The sequence below is a fragment of the Pseudomonas sp. TE3911 genome (assembly GCF_054062775.1).
The window spans coordinates 1,296,599-1,315,399 of record NZ_JBSSFP010000001.1 but is presented as its reverse complement, the minus strand read 5'-3'; the positions used below and the strand labels follow the sequence as shown (position 1 = coordinate 1,315,399).

At 61.5% G+C, this 18,801-nt stretch carries 16 protein-coding genes and 1 pseudogene; 12 read left to right on the top strand and 5 right to left on the bottom strand.

Annotated features, from left to right (window positions below; translation table 11 throughout):
• Positions 1-2 precede the first annotated feature (2 nt).
• Positions 3-1,382 carry a dihydrolipoyl dehydrogenase gene (gene lpdA, locus ACVWXD_RS06100; RefSeq protein WP_095184356.1) on the top strand — a complete coding sequence of 460 codons (1,380 nt, stop codon included), beginning with the start codon at positions 3-5 and terminating at the stop codon, positions 1,380-1,382.
• 219 nt (positions 1,383-1,601) lie between these two features.
• Positions 1,602-2,621, top strand: a complete 1,020-nt coding sequence (locus ACVWXD_RS06095) for a branched-chain amino acid aminotransferase (protein WP_032888142.1) — start codon at positions 1,602-1,604, stop codon at positions 2,619-2,621.
• A gap of 127 nt (positions 2,622-2,748) precedes the next feature.
• On the opposite strand, the gene ACVWXD_RS06090 is transcribed toward ACVWXD_RS06095, so the two are convergent.
• Entirely contained in the window at positions 2,749-3,642 is an 894-nt protein-coding gene (locus ACVWXD_RS06090; protein ID WP_099600938.1) for a GNAT family acetyltransferase, read from the bottom strand.
• A 238-nt stretch (positions 3,643-3,880) separates the two neighbouring features.
• Between ACVWXD_RS06090 and ctlX the strand changes: the two genes are divergently transcribed.
• The 7 genes and pseudogenes from ctlX (at position 3,881) to ACVWXD_RS06055 (ending at position 9,818) form a co-directional block, all read left to right on the top strand.
• Positions 3,881-4,807: a citrulline utilization hydrolase CtlX gene (ctlX, locus tag ACVWXD_RS06085; protein WP_457370784.1), complete on the top strand. Its 927-nt coding sequence runs from the start codon at positions 3,881-3,883 to the stop codon at positions 4,805-4,807.
• 11 nt (positions 4,808-4,818) lie between these two features.
• Positions 4,819-5,865, top strand: coding sequence for an ornithine cyclodeaminase (locus ACVWXD_RS06080; RefSeq protein WP_457370783.1), 1,047 nt, complete (start codon positions 4,819-4,821; stop codon positions 5,863-5,865).
• A gap of 257 nt (positions 5,866-6,122) precedes the next feature.
• A pseudogene (locus tag ACVWXD_RS06075) lies at positions 6,123-6,903 on the top strand (ABC transporter substrate-binding protein).
• A gap of 166 nt (positions 6,904-7,069) precedes the next feature.
• Positions 7,070-7,771 carry an ABC transporter permease gene (locus ACVWXD_RS06070; RefSeq protein WP_032888150.1) on the top strand — a complete coding sequence of 234 codons (702 nt, stop codon included), beginning with the start codon at positions 7,070-7,072 and terminating at the stop codon, positions 7,769-7,771.
• Positions 7,768-8,481, top strand: coding sequence for an ABC transporter permease (locus ACVWXD_RS06065; protein ID WP_032888153.1), 714 nt, complete (start codon positions 7,768-7,770; stop codon positions 8,479-8,481). The genes ACVWXD_RS06070 and ACVWXD_RS06065 overlap by 4 nt, the downstream gene beginning before the upstream one ends.
• 3 nt (positions 8,482-8,484) lie before the next feature.
• The gene (locus ACVWXD_RS06060; RefSeq protein WP_233896853.1) at positions 8,485-9,315 is read left to right on the top strand and encodes an ABC transporter ATP-binding protein; all 831 of its coding nucleotides are present in this window, start codon (positions 8,485-8,487) and stop codon (positions 9,313-9,315) included.
• A gap of 5 nt (positions 9,316-9,320) precedes the next feature.
• Positions 9,321-9,818, top strand: coding sequence for an Lrp/AsnC family transcriptional regulator (locus tag ACVWXD_RS06055; protein WP_032888155.1), 498 nt, complete (start codon positions 9,321-9,323; stop codon positions 9,816-9,818).
• Between the two features lie 15 nt (positions 9,819-9,833).
• Here ACVWXD_RS06055 and ACVWXD_RS06050 read toward each other — a convergent pair whose 3' ends face one another.
• The 4 genes from ACVWXD_RS06050 to ACVWXD_RS06035 all read right to left on the bottom strand — a co-directional run bounded on the left by ACVWXD_RS06050 (position 9,834) and on the right by ACVWXD_RS06035 (position 13,890).
• Positions 9,834-10,667 (bottom strand): TIGR03915 family putative DNA repair protein, encoded by an 834-nt coding sequence (locus ACVWXD_RS06050; RefSeq protein WP_260367804.1) that lies wholly within the window; start codon positions 10,665-10,667, stop codon positions 9,834-9,836.
• Positions 10,664-11,884: a putative DNA modification/repair radical SAM protein gene (locus ACVWXD_RS06045; RefSeq protein ID WP_032888160.1), complete on the bottom strand. Its 1,221-nt coding sequence runs from the start codon at positions 11,882-11,884 to the stop codon at positions 10,664-10,666. Before ACVWXD_RS06045 ends, ACVWXD_RS06050 begins: the two co-directional genes overlap by 4 nt.
• Before the next feature lie 66 nt (positions 11,885-11,950).
• A complete protein-coding gene (locus ACVWXD_RS06040) occupies positions 11,951-13,288 on the bottom strand; it encodes a lysine N(6)-hydroxylase/L-ornithine N(5)-oxygenase family protein (protein ID WP_032888163.1) in 1,338 nt (445 codons plus the stop codon).
• A gap of 119 nt (positions 13,289-13,407) precedes the next feature.
• Positions 13,408-13,890, bottom strand: a complete 483-nt coding sequence (locus ACVWXD_RS06035) for a sigma-70 family RNA polymerase sigma factor (RefSeq protein WP_099600935.1) — start codon at positions 13,888-13,890, stop codon at positions 13,408-13,410.
• A gap of 260 nt (positions 13,891-14,150) precedes the next feature.
• Here ACVWXD_RS06035 and ACVWXD_RS06030 point away from each other — a divergent pair, with 260 nt between their 5' ends.
• From ACVWXD_RS06030 to ACVWXD_RS06020, 3 genes are read left to right on the top strand one after another with little or no spacing between them, the layout of a single operon-like run.
• Positions 14,151-15,320: an efflux RND transporter periplasmic adaptor subunit gene (locus tag ACVWXD_RS06030; protein WP_457370782.1), complete on the top strand. Its 1,170-nt coding sequence runs from the start codon at positions 14,151-14,153 to the stop codon at positions 15,318-15,320.
• Between the two features lies 1 nt (position 15,321).
• On the top strand, positions 15,322-17,292 hold the full coding sequence (locus ACVWXD_RS06025; protein ID WP_095184348.1) for a MacB family efflux pump subunit: 1,971 nt from the start codon (positions 15,322-15,324) through the stop codon (positions 17,290-17,292).
• A complete protein-coding gene (locus ACVWXD_RS06020; protein ID WP_457370781.1) occupies positions 17,285-18,697 on the top strand; it encodes an efflux transporter outer membrane subunit in 1,413 nt (470 codons plus the stop codon). The genes ACVWXD_RS06025 and ACVWXD_RS06020 overlap by 8 nt, the downstream gene beginning before the upstream one ends.
• Positions 18,698-18,801 lie beyond the last annotated feature (104 nt).

The following is an 18,801-nucleotide window of genomic DNA, read 5'->3' as shown; positions in this document are numbered from 1 at the left end:
ACATGACTCAGACATTGCATACCACGCTGCTGATTATCGGCGGCGGCCCTGGCGGTTATGTGGCCGCCATTCGCGCCGGCCAACTGGGCATCCCGACCATCCTGGTGGAAGGCCAGGCGTTGGGCGGCACCTGCCTGAACATCGGCTGCATTCCGTCCAAGGCCTTGATCCATGTGGCCGAGCAGTTTCAGCAAACCATCCACCATAGCCAGGGTTCGCAACTGGGTATCGAAGTGGATGTGCCGACCCTGGACATCCGCAAAAGCGTTGAATGGAAAAACGGCATCGTCGACCGCCTGACCACTGGCGTCGCCGCACTGCTTAAAAAGCACAAAGTGCAGGTGATCCACGGCTGGGCCAAGGTGGTGGACGGCAAGACCGTCGACGTTGGCGACCAGCGCATCCAGTGCGAACACCTGCTGCTGGCCACCGGTTCGAAAAGCGTCAACCTGCCAATGCTGCCAATTGGCGGGCCGATCATCTCCTCCACCGAAGCCCTGGCGCCGACCCGGGTGCCCAAGCGCCTGATTGTGGTGGGCGGCGGCTACATTGGCCTTGAGCTGGGGATTGCCTACCGCAAGCTGGGCGCTGAGGTGAGTGTGGTCGAGGCCCAGGATCGCATCCTGCCGGCTTACGACGCCGAGCTGACCCAGCCGGTGAACGAATCTCTCAAGCAACTGGGGGTGAAGCTGTACCTCAAGCACAGCGTCACCGGGTTTGCCGACAACTGCCTGCAAGTGCGTGATCCGAACGGCGATACGGTGTCGCTGAAGACCGATCAGGTCCTGGTGGCCGTGGGTCGCAAACCCAACACCCAAGGCTGGAACCTTGAAGCGCTGAACTTGGCGATGAATGGCGCGGCAATCAAGATCGACAGCCGTTGCCAGACCAGCATGCGCAATGTGTACGCCATCGGCGACTTGAGCGGCGAGCCGATGCTCGCCCACCGCGCCATGGCCCAGGGCGAAATGGTTGCCGAACTGATCAGCGGTCAACACCGCGAATTCAACCCGGCGGCGATCCCGGCGGTGTGCTTTACCGACCCGGAACTGGTGGTGGTCGGCAAGACGCCCGATGAAGCCAAGGCCGCCGGCCTGGACTGCATCGTGTCGAGTTTCCCCTTCGCAGCCAACGGCCGGGCGATGACCCTGGAGTCGAAAACCGGCTTCGTGCGGGTGGTGGCGCGGCGTGACAATCATCTGATTGTCGGCTGGCAGGCCGTGGGTGTGGGTGTATCTGAGCTGTCCACTGCGTTCGGCCTGAGCCTGGAAATGGGTTCGCGCCTGGAGGATGTAGCCGGCACCATCCACGCTCACCCGACGCTCGGCGAGGCGGTCCAGGAAGCTGCGCTGCGCGCATTGGGCCACGCGTTGCATCTGTAAAACCGTGGTGAGGCCATCGGGGGCAAGTCGAATCGTCGCACCGCCCCTCCCACAGGGGAATGCATTCCACATGTGGGACGGGGCTTGCCCCCCGATAGCGGTGGATCGGTCAATACAGAGGCTGAAGGCGTCCACCCAGTGGCTCCCACACAAGCCAAGAATGAAGTATTGTTGCGCCCATTCAGAAAAAAACCGACTTGACCAAAGATAGAGGGTGTCATGGGTAACGAAAGCATCAATTGGGACAAGCTGGGTTTTGACTACATCAAGACCGACAAACGGTATATCCAGACCTTTAAAGACGGCGAGTGGCAAGCAGGCTCCCTGACTGACGACAACGTGCTGCACATCAGTGAGGGCTCCACCGCTCTGCACTATGGCCAGCAGTGCTTTGAAGGCCTCAAGGCCTACCGCTGCAAGGATGGCTCGATCAACCTGTTCCGTCCGGACCAGAATGCCGCGCGCATGCAACGCAGCTGCGCCCGCCTGCTGATGCCCCATGTGCCGACCGACGTGTTCATCGACGCCTGCAAACAGGTGGTCAAGGCCAACGAGCGTTTCATCCCGCCGTACGGCAGTGGCGGCGCGCTGTACCTGCGCCCGTTCGTAATCGGCACCGGTGACAACATCGGCGTGCGTACCGCGCCGGAGTTCATCTTCTCGGTGTTCTGCATTCCGGTCGGTGCCTACTTCAAGGGCGGCCTGGTGCCACACAACTTCCAGATCTCCACCTTCGACCGCGCCGCGCCACAAGGCACCGGTGCTGCGAAAGTGGGCGGCAACTACGCGGCCAGCTTGATGCCGGGCTCTGAAGCGAAAAAATCCGGTTTCGCCGATGCGATCTACCTGGACCCGATGACCCACTCGAAGATCGAAGAAGTCGGCTCGGCCAACTTCTTCGGGATTACCCACGACAACACGTTCATCACGCCGAAGTCGCCTTCGGTGCTGCCAGGCATCACCCGCCTGTCGCTGATCGAACTGGCCAAGACCCGCCTGGGCCTGGAAGTGGTTGAAGGCGAAGTGTTCATCGACAAGCTGGCTGACTTCAAGGAAGCCGGCGCCTGCGGTACTGCTGCGGTGATCTCGCCGATCGGCGGCATCCAGTACAACGGCAACCTGCATGTGTTCCACAGCGAAACCGAAGTCGGCCCGATCACCCAGAAGCTCTACAAAGAGCTGACCGGTGTGCAGACCGGCGACGTCGAAGCACCAGCGGGTTGGATCGTGAAGGTCTAACAGCCTCAACGCATATCCCATGTGGGAGGGGGCTTGCCCCCGATAGCAGTGGGTCAGTCAATGAATCTGTTGACTGATACACCGCCATCGGGAGCAAGCCCCCTCCCACATTTGCTCTCCGGCGTATTCAAGACTCTTTCGGGATATTCTCGGCAATCTTCTTCCCCATGCTGACCCTCGCCTCCACCCCATACCCCAGCGCCTCGTAAAACCCCGCCACCGCCTCATTGCCACTGGTGATCTGCAGGTTGATCTTCATGCAGCCCAGCGCCGTCAACGCCTGTTCCGCATGCCGCACCAGCGAAGAGCCCAGGCCATGACGCCGGTAGTCCGTGTGCACCGCCACCGAATAGAGCCAACCACGATGCCCGTCGTACCCGGCGAGAATGGTGCCGATCACGGTTTTTTTATCCGTCGCCACGAAGAACAACCCGTCATTGACCGCCAGCTTCTTATCGATCGCCAGGCTAGGCAGGTTATGGGCCGTGTCATAACCAAACGCCGCCTGCCATAGCTCAATCACCTGCGCGCGATGCGGACGATCGCGATATGGCCCGATGGGGTAGCGCGATGACAACGTCTTTTCCATCACCAGCGTGCGCTCGTTGCCATGGTAAACATCGCGCACCGTGTGAAACCCAAGCTTGGTGTAGAACGGCTCGGCAGTCAGCGAAGACGGCACACTTAATACGGTGACTCCTGCTTCGCGGGCGCGTAGTTCGATTTCCATCATCAGCAACCGGCCAATGCCCTGCCCTTGCAAGGTCGGGTTGACGAACACCGAGCGCACCACATTGGCATCAAGTGCCGCCGTGGCGACCACCCTCTGATCCTCAATCGCCACCAGCACGACACGCCGCTTGAGCAAGGCCAACACCGCGTCCGGCGTGAAGTTGCTCGCCACACGGGCAATCACGTCCGCCGGGTAATCCCGCGCATTGCTGCTGTGCAGGGCCGCCAGGATGACCTGGCTGATCCCTTCGGCATCGGTGGGTTGGGCGAGACGAACGGCGGTAGACATGATTCCTCCTGGCTGACGGCGCTATAACAGGCGCCACTGTACCAATGTGGGAGGGGGCTTGCCCCTCCCGCATTTTGACCGCATTCCACCTCTCGCAGCCGATTCGGCTGGCCTACCCCCCTTTTCAGCTTTCCCGGCTGAGCCGCCCCTGGGTTTCAGCCGGGATTCATCCCGCACAAGCCACAAAATAGCCCCACTGCATCTTTGTTCACCGCCTTACTCATGGATCCGTGCACCCATGCAAACCACCAACACCGTCTTGATGATTCGCCCGGCGCGCTTTGCCTTCAACCCGGACACTGCGATCAACAACCGCTTTCAACGCCCGCCCCTTGACCCGCTCAGCGCACAGCAGAAAGCGCTGGAAGAGTTCGACGGTTATGTCGACACCCTGCGCCAGCACGGCGTAGAAGTGCTGGTGGTGCAGGACACTCTGGCGCCCCACACTCCCGACTCAATCTTCCCCAACAACTGGTGGAGCAGCCACGCCGACGGCAGCCTGGTGCTGTACCCGATGGAAGGCCAGAACCGACGACTGGAGCGCAACAAGGGTGTGTTGCAAGTGCTGGAGCAACGTTTTGCGATCAACAGCACCATCGACCTCAGCCACCTCGAACAACAGAACATATTCCTCGAAGGCACCGGCAGCATGGTGCTCGACCGCCAACACCGCATCAGCTACGCCTGCCACTCCGGGCGCACCCATCAGGATGCGCTGCGCGAATTCGCCGAACGCCTCGACTACCGGCTCTGCGTATTCCATGCGGTTGACCGCCACCACGCGCCGATCTACCACAGCAACGTGATGATGAGCGTCGGCCGCGACCTGTCGGTGGTGTGCCTGCAAGCCCTGCCCGACCAAAACGAACGCCTGGCCCTGGAACGCTCCCTGCGCGACACCGGCAAGGACATCCTCGCCCTCGACTTCGACCAATTGGAAGCCTTCGCCGGCAACATGCTTGAAGTCCACGACCGCGACGGCCAGCCGCTGCTGGTGATGTCTGCCAGCGCCTGGGGCGCACTGCAACCGGCCCAGCGCCAGCATGTGGAACGCCATACGCGGCCTGTGGTGGTGAATATCGACAACATCGAACGCATCGGCGGCGGCAGTGCCCGCTGCATGCTCGCGGAAGTGCACCTGCCCGCCCGCCCCTCATTTCAATAAGGAGTCTTGCCATGACCCGCTATATCGACGTCAACGACCTCAGCTACCTGGTCTCGCAAAAAGGCCTGCAAACCTGCATCACCGAGATGGCCGAGTACATTCGCGCTGACTACCTGCGCTGGCAGGATTTTGAAAAGTGCGCGCGCCTGGCCAACCACTCGCCGGATGGCGTGATCGAGTTGATGCCGGTGTCAGACGCGTCGCTGTACGCCTTCAAGTACGTCAACGGCCACCCAAAAAACACCCTCGCCGGAATGCTCACCGTCATGGCGTTCGGTGCGTTGGGCGACGTGGACACCGGCAAACCAGTGCTGCTGGCAGAAATGACCCTGACTACCGCCATTCGCACCGCCGCCACCTCGGCGCTGGTCGCGCGTTACCTGGCCCGAGACAACAGCCGCAGCATGGCGTTGATCGGCAACGGCTCGCAGAGCGAGTTTCAGGCCCTGGCCTTCCACGCCATGCTCGGCATCAACGAAATCCGCCTGTTCGATATCGACGCCAAGGCCACTGCCAAACTGGCAGCCAACCTCAAGGCCTTCCCGGCGATCAGGGTGATCCTGGCCGGCAGCGTGGCGGAAGCGGTCAAGGGCGCGGATATCGTCACCACCGTGACCGCGGACAAGGCCTACGCCACCATCCTCACTGACGACATGATCGAACCCGGCATGCACCTCAACGCCGTGGGCGGCGACTGCCCGGGCAAGACCGAGCTGGACCGACGCATCGTCGAGCGCGCCCGGGTCATCGTCGAGTACGAGCCGCAAAGCCGTATCGAAGGTGAGATCCAGCACATGCCGGAAGACTCACCAGTGACTGAACTGTGGCAGGTGATCAACGGCCAGGTCGCCGGCCGCGAGCATGAGCGCCAGGTCACCCTGTTCGACTCGGTAGGTTTTGCCATCGAAGACTACTCGGCCCTGCGCTACGTGCTCGACGTGGCCAAGGCTCTGGATGTGGGCAGCGAGTTGGAGTTGGTGCCGGACCTGGCCGACCCGAAAGACCTGTTCGCACGCCTGGCCCAGCAGCCACGCGCACAGCACAAAAAGCGCGCGTGAGACCGCTCTGGCCTGCCCCTTTGCGCCGAGGGCAGGCCCGATTTACAGAGCTGAAAAGCCGATTCAGCGGGTGCAACAGCCGATTCCGCTGCAATGCTCGTTTTAACAGCGCAATTTGCGCTTTGAGCACCGGGTAAACGACACAAAAAAAGCACCACCATCAAGCATTCTGAGCCCGACCGAAGAGTCACCGAATGAATGCAAGCCGCACCCTTTTTACTGCCCTGACATCAATTACAAAATATAGGGACTGACACATGATTCCACTGCGATCACTTTTCGCTGCGTTGCTGTTGCCACTGTGCGCCAGCGCCGCCCACGCCCAAGACTGGAAAGAAATCCGCTTCGGCGTATTCCCCGAATACCCACCCTTTGAATCCGTGGCCGCTGACGGCAGCCTGCAAGGCTTCGATATCGAATTGGGCAATGCCATCTGCGCCAAGCTCGAAGTCAAATGCACCTGGGTGCACAACGAATTCGACGGCATGATCCCGGCGCTGCGCGCGCGCAAATTCGACGCCATCATGTCGTCCATGGCGCGTGACGCCGGCCCGTGAAAAAGTCATCGACTTCAGCGACCGGCTGTTCCTCAGCCCAACCTCCGTGATCACCCGCAAAAGCGCCGACTTCGGCGACACGCCTGAATCGTTGAAAGGCAAGCAGGTCGGCGTACTGCAAGGCTCGTTGCAGGAAGCCTATGCCCGTGCGCACCTGGCTAAGCTCGGGGCTCAGGTCAAGGCCTACCAGTCCCAGGAACAGAACTACGCCGACCTGCAAAACGGCCGCCTCGACGCGACCCTCACCGACAAACTCGAAGCCCAGCTCAACTTCCTGTCCAAACCTGAAGGCGCCGACTTCAAGACCGGCCCGGCCTTCAAGGACCCGACCCTGCCGCTGGATATCGCCATGGGGTTGCGCAAGAACGACCAGGAATTGCGTGCGCTGATCAACAAGGGCATCGCCGCCGTCCAGGCCGATGGCACCTACGCGCAGATCCAGAAGAAGTACTTCGGCGATCAGGACATCTACAACGAATAAGCCAACACAATCCCTGTGGGAAAAGATTTGCGTGGGAGGGGGCTTGCTCCCGATAGCGGTGGGTCAGTCACAACTGCATCAACTGACACACCCTCATCGGGAGCAAGCCCCCTCCCACAAAAGCCCCCCCACAGGGGTATGTCTGCGCCCTTTAGAGATTCCCCCCATGAACGAACTCCTCAACCTGCAAGGCTACGGCCCCATGCTGGCCCAGGGTGCCTGGATGACGCTCAAGCTGGCGTTCCTCGCGCTGGCCTTGAGCCTCACCCTCGGCCTGCTCGCCGCGGGCGCCAAGCTGTCCAGCGCCAAATGGCTGCGGGTGCCGGCCACGCTGTACACCACGTTGATCCGTAGCGTGCCGGACCTGGTGCTGATCCTGCTGATTTTCTACAGCCTGCAACTGTGGCTTAACGACCTGACCGAACGCGTCGGCTGGGACTATTTTGAAATCGACCCGTTTACCGCCGGCGTGATCACACTGGGGTTTATCTACGGCGCGTATTTCACCGAGAACTTCCGTGGCGCAATCCTCAGTGTGCCGGTCGGCCAACTGGAAGCCGCCACCGCCTATGGCTTGAGTCGCTGGCAGCGGTTTCATCTGGTGCTGTTTCCGCAGTTGATGCGCTTCGCTTTGCCGGGCCTGGGCAATAACTGGCTGGTACTGCTCAAGTCCACGGCGCTGGTGTCGATCATCGGCCTGTCGGATCTGGTCAAAGCCGCGCAAAACGCCGGCAAGACCACCAACGAGCCGCTGTACTTCCTGATCCTTGCCGGCCTGGTCTACCTGGTGATCACCACCCTCTCCAACCGCATCTTCAAGCGCCTCGAGCGGCGCTATAACCTCGGCATCAAGGGGATGGCGCGATGATCGAATTGTTCCAGCAATACGGCCTGGCCTACCTGTTCAGTGATGGCTCGGGCCTTTCCGGCGTGGCCATGACCCTGTGGCTGTTCATCATCTCGGTGGTGCTGGGCTTCATTCTGTCGATTCCCCTGGCACTGGCGCGGGTCTCGGAGCACTTCTGGCTGCGCTGGCCGGTAGAGGTCTACACCTACTTGTTTCGCGGCACGCCGCTGTATATCCAACTGCTGATTTGCTACACCGGGCTCTACAGCCTTGAAGTGGTGCAGGACAACGCCCTGCTCAACCAGTTTTTCCGCAATGCGCTGAACTGCACCCTGCTGGCGTTTGTTTTGAACACCTGCGCCTACACCGTGGAGATCTTCGCCGGGGCGATTCGCAATATCCCCCATGGCGAGATCGAAGCCGCCCGCGCGTACGGTCTGCACGGCTGGCGCTTGAATCTGTTTGTGGTGGTGCCCGCCGCCCTGCGCCGCGCGTTGCCGGCCTACAGCAATGAAATGATCCTGATGTTGCACGCCACCTCGCTGGCGTTCACCGCCACCGTCGCCGATATCCTCAAAGTGGCCCGCGACGCCAATGCCGAGACGTTCCTGACGTTCCAGGCCTTTGGCATCGCTGCCCTGCTGTACATGTTGCTGTCCTTTGCACTGGTGGGCCTGTTTCGACTGGCCGAACGTCGCTGGATGCGTTTTCTTGTTCCTACCCGAGGCTAACCCATGAATCAGTCCGCGCAGGCCCTGGCCACTTATCCTGTCGATGTTCCCGCTACCAAGGCTGCAACTGCTGCCATCAAGCTGCAAGTCGAAGGCATTCATAAACGCTACGGCGAGCACGAAGTGCTCAAGGGTGTTTCCCTTAACGCGCGCCAAGGCGATGTGATCAGCCTGATCGGCGCCAGCGGCTCCGGCAAAAGCACCATGCTGCGTTGCATCAACTTTCTGGAGCAGCCCGACGCTGGAGTCATCACCCTGGACGGCATCAGCATAGAAATGCAGCAAGGGCGTGCCGGCACCCGTGCCCCGGATCAGGCGCAATTGCAGAACCTGCGCACGCGCCTGGCCATGGTGTTCCAGCACTTCAACCTGTGGAGCCACATGACCGTGCTGGAAAACATCACCATGGCGCCGCGCCGGGTGCTGGGCGTAAGTGCGGCCGAGGCGGAAAAACGCGCACGGATGTACCTGGACAAGGTCGGCCTGCCAGGCCGCGTGGCAGATCAATACCCGGCGTTCCTGTCCGGCGGCCAGCAACAGCGCGTGGCGATTGCACGGGCCTTGGCGATGGAGCCGGAAATCATTCTGTTCGATGAGCCGACGTCCGCACTGGACCCAGAACTTGTAGGAGAAGTCCTCAAAGTCATACAGACGTTGGCCGAGGAAGGTCGTACCATGCTGATGGTCACCCACGAGATGGGCTTTGCCCGCCAGGTGTCCAGCCAAGTGCTGTTCTTGCACCAGGGACGGGTCGAGGAACAAGGCAGCGCCGAGATCCTCGACCACCCCAAAAGCGAGCGCTTGCAGCAATTTCTTTCCAACCGTTTGAAGTGAAACCCATGGATACCAAGGCCAACGGACCCCATACCTCCCCCGCGCTGGATCGCATCGATGAGGCAATCATCGAAGTACTGCGCCATCAGGGGCGGATCACCTATGAAAAGCTCTCGTCACTGGTGCACCTTACCCCCAGGCCTTGCCTGGAGCGGGTGCGCAAGCTGGAGCGCCGTGGAGTGATCCGTGGGTATGGGGCGATCATCGACGTGCAGATGGTCTCGCCAGGGCTGTCGTTGCTGGTGCTGGTGGCCTTGTCCAACCAAAGCGGGCGCTCGGCGCAAAAGGCCTTCGAAGCTTGCATCAAAGCCTGCCCCCAGGTGTTCGAATGCCAGTTGATCAGCGGGCCGTTTGACTACAGTCTGCGCATGCGCTGTCGGGACATGGAGCACTACCGGGTGGTATCGGAGATCTGGCTGAACAATGATGAGTTGCACATTGATAAGTTGGTGGCGCATCCGGAGTTGGCGGTGGTGAAAAATACCGCCATCGAACTGGCCTGAGCCCCTCCCACATTTTTAACCATGCCCGCTTAAGATTTTCTTACCTTGGCGCGCCGCCACCAGCTTCGCCTGCCCATCCTTCTGCTTGCCCGTGCGCGCCTCGCTGATCAACCCCGGTATCAACTTGCCCTCCGGCAGATTCTTCCAGAACCGGCTGGGCAAGTGCCCTTCCATTACCTTGGGATTCAACCGCGCCGGATTGAAAATATGGCTGTAGTAAGTCAGCCACATAGCGCTGTGCGGGTCTTCGACATTCTGCGCCAATTGCTGCCACGCCTCGGGGCACTCGCGCTGATGAATCAGCTGTTCACCGTCGTAATACACCCCATCCAACGGCGTAGCGATCATCCAACGATGACGCCCCATACGCCCGACAAAGTGCTGGCTAGCCGATTTCAAGATGTCATGGGCCGGCTCATGCCAGGCCACATACTCCGGCAGTTCAGGCCCCGCCTCTGCCGGTAACGCTATGAACCGCACAAACGCATGCAGGTGATGGGCTTCACGGCTGACCTGTTTGATGCGCCGCTGCAATTCGCTGCCCAGCTTGTCGCCCGCCAGCATCGCCGTGCGGTCGCCATGGCTGACCCGCCACAGCACCTCATACAACAGGCTCCAACGCTGGTCGCCGTGATAGCAGGACGCAGACTCCAGCAGCTCGATCAGCGCCTTGGGAATCCGCGCCTGAAACGGACCGAGCCCTTCAGGAATCGCCTCGTCAGTGGCGAACAAATCCGCCACTTCGGCCTCACCCCAGCTCACCTGGCTGGGGTCGACCTGATGGCTGAGCAACCAGCGAGCCTGATCGCGCCAGGTGCTGAACAGGTTGTCGCATTCCAGGCTGATCATCCCCACAACCCCATCTGTTGCGGTTGCGGACGATCGCGCAGTTGTTCGCGCAGCAGCACGCTGGTGCTGTCAGCCTGTTGCGGGTGGTAGTCGCTGGTGATGAAAAACGGCTTGGCCTTGGCCAGCACGCAGCGCATGCGGGCCAGGTCTTCGAAGCGAATCTTGCGTTCACGACGCAGGTCCACCAGGCGTTGGGTGGTGCGCAGGCCGATACCTGGGATGCGCGCAATAAGCGTGGGTTCGGCGCGGTTCAGATCAAGGGGAAACACCTCACGATGCTCCAGGGCCCAAGCCAGCTTGGGGTCGATATCCAACGCCAGATGGCCGGGGCCTTCGAACAATTCATTGGCGCTGAAGCCATAGCTGCGCAGCAGGAAATCCGCCTGGTACAGACGGTGCTCACGCATCAAAGGCGGCGCGGCCAGGGGCACGCTTTTCGGGCTGTTGGGGATGGGGCTGAACGCCGAGTAATACACGCGGCGCAGCTTGAAGTTGCCATACAGCGCCTCGGCGCCGTGCAGGATGGTGCTGTCATCGGTATCGTCGGCGCCGACGATCATCTGCGTGCTCTGCCCAGCCGGGGCGAAACGCGGGGCGCGAGGTTCGTTGAACACGGTCTGTTCGCCGGTGTAGATGGTCTGCATGGCCTGCTTGATGGTGACGATTTGTTTTTCCGGCGCCAGGGTGTTCAGGCTGGCCTCGGTGGGCAGTTCGATGTTCACGCTCAGCCGGTCGGCGTAGCGCCCGGCTTCGGCGATAAGCGCAGGGTCGGCGTCGGGAATGGTCTTGAGGTGGATATAGCCGCGGAAGTCATGCTCTTCACGCAATAGCTTCGCCACCCGTACCAGCTGCTCCATGGTGTAGTCGGCCGAACGAATGATGCCGGAGCTGAGAAACAGCCCGCTGACGCAGTTGCGCTTGTAGAAATCGAGGGTCAGGGTGACCACCTCCTCCGGGCTGAAACGCGCGCGGGGCACGTCGCTGGAGCGGCGGTTGACGCAGTATTGGCAGTCGTAGAGACAGAAGTTGGTAAGCAGCACCTTGAGCAACGACACGCAACGGCCGTCGGGCGTATAGCTGTGGCAGATGCCCATGCCATCGGTTGAACCCAGCCCCGCCTTGCCCTCCGAACTGCGCTTGGGTGCGCCACTGCTGGCACACGAAGCGTCGTACTTGGCGGCGTCGGCGAGGATGCTGAGTTTTTCGATCAACTGCATGGAAGGCTACCGATACTGGTTTTTTGTACAGTATCAGGCAGCCCTCCGGGTCACAAGTGCAGTCTGTCAGCTGGCGGTGGCCAACAGCAGGTCCTGCACCGAACGCGCCTTGCCTCGGCTGCGGTCGTATTCATACAACGACGCGGCAATTTCATCCGCGCGAATCGGCAGAATCGACAGCAATGTGTCGCTCAAACCATGGCTGGCCTGGCTGAAGCCCTGGATATAGATACCCGCCTTACAGCGATCGTCGGTCACGATGCGGTAGTCACGAGCCACTTCGAAATCACCCATATACGCTTCCAGAGGCGCCAGCAGTTCGCGGTGCATCTGACGCTCGTAGCCGGTGGCCAGCACCACCGCATCGTAATGATTGACGGTGATGTCACCGTTGGCATTGTTGCGCAGGGTCAACTCAATACCCATCGGGCCGGCCACCGCTTTTTCCACCACGGTCATGGTGCGGAACGCGTGACGGGCGATGCCGGAGACTTTCTGGCGGTAGAGAATCCCGTAGATACGCTCGATCAGGTCCAGATCGACCACCGAATAGTTGGTGTTCTGGTACTCCGCGACCAAACGCTCGCGCTCGGCCCCCACTTGTTGGAACACCAGGTCGGTGAAGGCCGGCGAGAACACCTCATTGACGAACGGGCTGTCATCGGCCGGCTTTAGCGCCGAACCGCGCAGGATCATGTCGACCTGCACCGACGGATAGCTGTCATTGAGGTCGATGAAGGCTTCAGCCGCGCTCTGGCCACCGCCAATGATCGCGATGCGCATCGCCTTGCCGTCCACACAGGGTTGCTGCGCCACGCGGGCCAGGTACTGGGAGTGATGAAATACGCGGTTGTCATCCTTGAGCCCTTTGAACGCCGCAGGCACTCGTGGCGTACCACCGGCGCTGACCACCACCGAGCGCGTCGTGCGCACGTGCTGCTCACCGTGGGCATCGCGGGAAATCACGCGCAGTGCCTCGACCTGCTGCTGATGCAGGATCGGCTCGATGGCCAGTACTTCCTCGCCATAACGGCCCTGGTTCTGGAATTGCGCCGCGACCCAGCGCAGGTAGTCGTTGTACTCCATGCGGCACGGGTAAAAGGTGCCCAGGTTGATGAAGTCCACCAGGCGGTCGTGGGCTTTCAGGTAATTGACGAAGGAGTACGGGCTGGTGGGGTTGCGCAGGGTCACCAGGTCCTTGAGGAACGAAATCTGCAGTTCGCTCTGGGTCACCAGGGTATTGCCATGCCAGCGGTAGTCGGCCTGCTTGTCGAGAAACAGCGCGTCCAGCTTGCCCTGGGTTTTCTCTCGTTCCTGCAGAGCGATGGCCAGCGCCAGGTTCGATGGGCCGAAACCGATACCGATAAGGTCGTGAACCGCGGGCGAAGCAATTGCCTGTGTCATTCCAGTGTCCTCTGGATAAGCCCCTTGGCGATGGGGCAGGAATACCTTCAAGACCTGCACAACAGGTCATGTGTTGATAGGAAACGAGGACAGTGAAATAAAATTTACCTGATCAGCGATCAGTGCCCTTCCCACTCGCGCATCCGCACCCGACAGTGCTTCATGGCGTTGACGATATGTTTTTCCACCAGGGCGCGGGAAATACCCAGGCGCTCGGCAATCTGCAGGTGGGTCAGCCCGTCGAGTTTGCGCAGCAGGAAGCTGTCGCGGCAGGCTTTCGGCAACTCGGCCAGGGCACGATCAAGCAGCTCCAGGCGTTGGCCTTGGTCGTGGCTGGCGTGGGGGGAACTGGGGGAGAAGCGTTCTTCGCTGTCGAGTATTTCCAGCGGCTCGTGCTGGCGCAGTACGTTGCGCCGATGCCCGTCGATCACCAGGTTCAGCGCCGTGCGGTATAAAAACGCGCGGGGCTGGTCGATGGGGACAGCGCTGGAACGCTCAAGTACCCGAACGTAGGCGTCATGCACCACATCTTCGGCCACCTGACGGTTGCCCAGCTTGGCGTTGAGGAAACACACCAGCTCGCGATAGTAGTTTTCCAACATGACTCCCGACCGCCACAGAAAGGCGATATCCGTTCCTTGAGTACCTGAAAATGACAACCCATAGCGTAATGGCAGTTTGGGTGCGTGCAATTTATAGTAATTCTCATCTACTTTTAAACAAGTCTTGCGCCACCGGTCGTTTTTTTTACGCAAACGACCCGTTACACAGTGTGTAACAGCCTAAATCCTCACGCGTTTCTCTCGTTTAACTGTCAGCTCTGCGCAACTGCGCTCCGAACTTTCCTGGCTGGAACCTAAGCATGAAACGCCCTCGACCTGCCCGACGCGCCCTGCTAGTTGTGGCGTGCCTGATTCCCGTCATCGCGGTCGCCGCCTGGCAAGTACTGCCGACCGGCCGCGACACGCTGACCACCGTCACCGTGACCCGCGGCGATATCGAAAACAGCGTGACCGCTTTGGGCACCCTGCAGCCACGTCGTTACGTGGACGTGGGCGCCCAGGCGTCCGGGCAGATTCGCAAGATCCATGTTGAAGCCGGCGACCAGGTGCAGGAAGGCCAATTGCTGGTAGAGATCGACCCCTCGACGCAAAAAGCCAAGCTCGATGCCAGCCGCTACGCCATCGAAAACCTCAAGGCCCAGCTGCAGGAGCAGAAGGCCCAGCACGAACTGGCGCGGCAGAAGTACCAGCGCCAGCAGCGTCTGGTCGCCGGCAACGCCACCCGCGAAGAGGATGTGCAGACCGCCAAGGCCGAACTGAGCGCCACCCAGGCCCGGGTCAATATGTTCCAGGCGCAGATCCTGCAGGCTCAGGCCAGCCTGCGCAGCGATGAAGCGGAGCTGGGCTATACGCGCATCTACGCGCCAATGACCGGCACGGTGGTTGCCGTGGACGCGCGGGTCGGCCAGACCCTCAATGCCCAGCAGCAGACGCCGTTGATCCTGCGCATCGCCAAGTTGTCGCCGATGACCGTGTGGGCCGAAGTCTCGGAGGCCGACATCGGCCATGTAAAACCCGGCATGACGGCCTACTTCACCACCCTGAGCGGCGGCACCCGGCGCTGGACCAGCACCGTGCGGCAGATCTTGCCGATTCCACCCCAGCCCTTGAACGAAACCCAGGGCAGCGGCAGCCCTAATAGCTCCGGCAAAAGCGGCACCGGCCGCGTGGTGCTGTACACCGTGCTGCTGGATGTCGACAACGGCGATAACGCGTTGATGGCCGAAATGACCACCCAAGTGTTTTTTGTCGCCAGCCAGGTCAAGGATGCCCTGACCGCGCCGGTCGCCGCCCTGCTGGGCAGCCACAGCGCCGACAAACAGATCGCCCGTGTTGTCACGGAGAACGGCCGCATCGAGGAGCGCGAGGTGCAACTGGGCATCAGTGATCGCCTGCGGGTGCAGGTACTCGGTGGACTGAACGAAGGCGACCACCTGTTGATCGGCCCGGCTGCTGGCAGCGGGGGTTGAGTTGACCACGCCTCTGATCGAACTCAAGAACATCCGCAAGTCCTACGGCGGTGGCGACAGCCCACAGGTGGACGTGTTGCGCGGCATCGACCTGTCGATCCATGCCGGGGAATTCGTCGCCATCGTCGGTGCGTCCGGCTCCGGCAAGTCCACGCTGATGAACATCCTCGGCTGCCTCGATCGGCCCTCGGTCGGGGACTACCTGTTCGCCGGGGAAAACGTCGCCCACCTGGACAGTGATGAATTGGCCTGGCTACGCCGCGAGGCCTTTGGTTTTGTGTTCCAGGGCTACCACCTGATTCCTTCAGGCACGGCCCAGGAGAACGTCGAGATGCCGGCGATCTACGCCGGTATCAGCGCGTCCGAACGCCATGCCCGAGCCAACGCCCTGCTGACCCGTCTGGGCCTGGCCGAGCGTACCGGTAACCGTCCACATCAACTGTCCGGCGGTCAGCAGCAGCGGGTGTCCATTGCCCGCGCACTGATGAACGGCGGCCATATCATTCTCGCCGACGAACCCACCGGTGCCCTCGACAGCCATAGCGGCGCCGAGGTGATGACCCTGCTCGACGAACTGGCCAGCCAGGGCCACGTGGTGATCCTGATCACCCACGACCGCGAAGTCGCCGCGCGGGCCAACCGTATCATCGAGATTCGCGATGGCCTGATCATCAGCGACTCGGCCGATGACAGTGAAACCGCCCCAACAGCCGCCAGCGGCGCGTTGCAAGCCGTGGACCTGCGTCAACGCCTGGTCGACGGTGCGGAGCATAACGGCGCGTGGAAAGCCGAATTGGTGGACGCGGTACAAGCCGCCTGGCGGGTGATGTGGATCAACCGTTTTCGCACCGCATTGACCCTGCTGGGGATCATCATCGGCGTGGCGTCGGTGGTGGTGATGCTGGCGGTCGGCGAAGGCAGCAAGCGCCAGGTCATGGCGCAGATGGGCGCGTTCGGCTCCAACATTCTTTATTTGAGCGGTGCATCGCCCAACCCACGCACGCCACTGGGCGTCATCACCCTCAATGACGTCGAGGCACTGGGTGCGTTGCCCCAGGTCAAGCGCATCATGCCGGTCAACGGCAGCAAAGCAGGCGTGCGCTATGGCAACGTCGACTACATGGCGTACGTGGGCGGCAACGACACCAACTTCCCGGATATCTTCAATTGGCCGGTGGTCGAGGGCAGCTACTTCACCACCGCCGACGAGCGCAGCGGGGCTACGGTCGCGGTGATCGGCCACCGTATCCGCGAAAAGCTGTTCAAGGGCCAGGTCAATCCGATCGGACAATACATCCTGATCGAGAACGTGCCGTTTCAGGTGATCGGTGTGCTGGCGGAAAAAGGCGCCGCCTCCGGCGATAAGGACAGCGACGACCGTATCGCCATCCCCTACACCGCCGCCAGCGTGCGTTTGTTTGGCAGCTACGACCCCGAATACGTGGTGATTGCCGCCGCCGATGCAGGCAGGGTCCACGAAGCCGAAGTGGCCATCGACCAACTTATGCAGAAGCTGCACAACGGCAAACCCGACTACGAGTTGACCAACAACGCCGCAATGATTCAGGCCGAGGCCCGTACCCAGAACACCCTGTCGCTGATGTTGGGCTCGATTGCCGCGATTTCCTTGCTGGTGGGCGGTATTGGCGTGATGAACATCATGCTGATGACCGTGCGCGAGCGCACCCGCGAAATCGGCATCCGCATGGCCACCGGTGCGCGCCAACGCGACATCCTGCGCCAGTTCCTTACCGAGGCGGTCATGCTCTCGGTGGTCGGCGGCTTGTGCGGCATTGCCCTGGCCCTGCTGGTGGGCGGCGTATTGGTGCTGGCCAAGGTGGCGGTGCAGTTTTCCCTGGTGGCGGTGCTTGGCGCATTTGGTTGTGCGCTGGTCACCGGCGTCGTATTCGGCTTTATGCCGGCCCGTAAAGCTGCCCGGCTCGATCCGGTTAAGGCGTTGACCAGTGAATAAACGATCCATCCCCTCGCAGCTGTCCCTAGTCAGCCTGTGCCTGCTGCTCAGTGCGTGCGCCGGCGATCAACCCGCGGTGGACAGCGATATTGCGCCGCCGGCCGCCTGGCAGTTCGCCGAGCGCGACGCGGCCCAGGCCACCAACCAGCGCTGGTGGACGCAATTCGGCAGCCCGCAATTGAACCGGCTGGTCGAACAGGCCCGGCGTGACAGTGTCGACGTGGCCGCCGCCATGGCCCGTGTGCGGCAGGCCCAGGCCAGTGCAGTGATCGCCGGGGCGCCGTTGCTACCCGAGGTGAAGTTCGACCTCGCCACCAGCCACCAGAAGCTGCTGCACGGCCAGGGCGGACCAGACCTGGACGTCTCGCAGAGCGACGACGCGGTCGACAATTTCGGCGCCAGCTTGACGGCCAGTTATGAAGTGGATTTCTGGGGCGGCCGCGCCGCCGCCCGAGACAGCGCCCTGCAGGGCCTGCGGGCCAGTGAGTTCGATCAGGCCACCGTGGAACTGACCTTGCTCAGCAACGTGGCCGACCGCTACGCGCAAACCCTGGCCGCACGTCAGCGCCAGCAAATCGCCGAGCTGAACCTGGCCAATGCACGCAACGTGCTCGACCTGGTGCAAACCCGCTACGACGCGGGCTCCGCCACGGCGCTGGAACTGGCCCAACAGAAAAGCCTGGTCGCCAGCCAGCGACGCCAACTGCCATTGATTCAGCAACTGGCCGAAGAATCCCGGATCACCCTCGCGGCTCTCCTTGGCCAGCCGGTTCAAACCCTGGACCTGGGCGCCGAGCCCTTCCAGGCCCTGACATGGCCAACCATCGGCACCGGCATGCCCAGCCAGTTGCTCAGCCGCCGCCCCGATATTGCCAAGGCAGAGGCCCAACTGGCCGCCGCGCAAGCGGACGTCACCGTGGCGCGCGCCGCGATGCTGCCAGCCTTGACCCTCGGCGCCACACTGGGCTCCGACGCCTACAAGGCCGTGGACATCCTGCGCAGCCCGTATTACACGCTGACTGCCGGACTGGCAGGGCCGATCTTCAACAACGGCCGTTTAAGCGCCGAACGCGACAAGGCCCGAGCGCGCCAGGATGAGCTGCTGTACGCCTATCGCGGTGCGATCATCAACGGTTTTGCCGATGTGGAAAAAGCCCTCAGCAGCATCACGCGCCTGGACCAGCAGCGCCAATGGCAAACAGAAGAATTGCAGCAGGCCCAGACCGCTTTCCAGATTGCTGAAAGCCGCTACCAAGCGGGCGCCGAGGACCTGCTTACGGTACTGGAAACCCAGCGCACGCTTTATGCTGCCCAGGACTTGAACGTGCAATTGCGACTGTCACGCCTGCAGGCCAGCATCGCGCTGTACAAGGCATTGGGTGGCGGTTGGAAGACTAATATCTGATAAACGAAACTCTTGTTTCGTACACCAGTCGTCTCACGCCCCTACATTCGTCACCTCAGGATCCTTGGTAAAAAGCCGCTTCCACACGGCTGCCCGGGACCTCC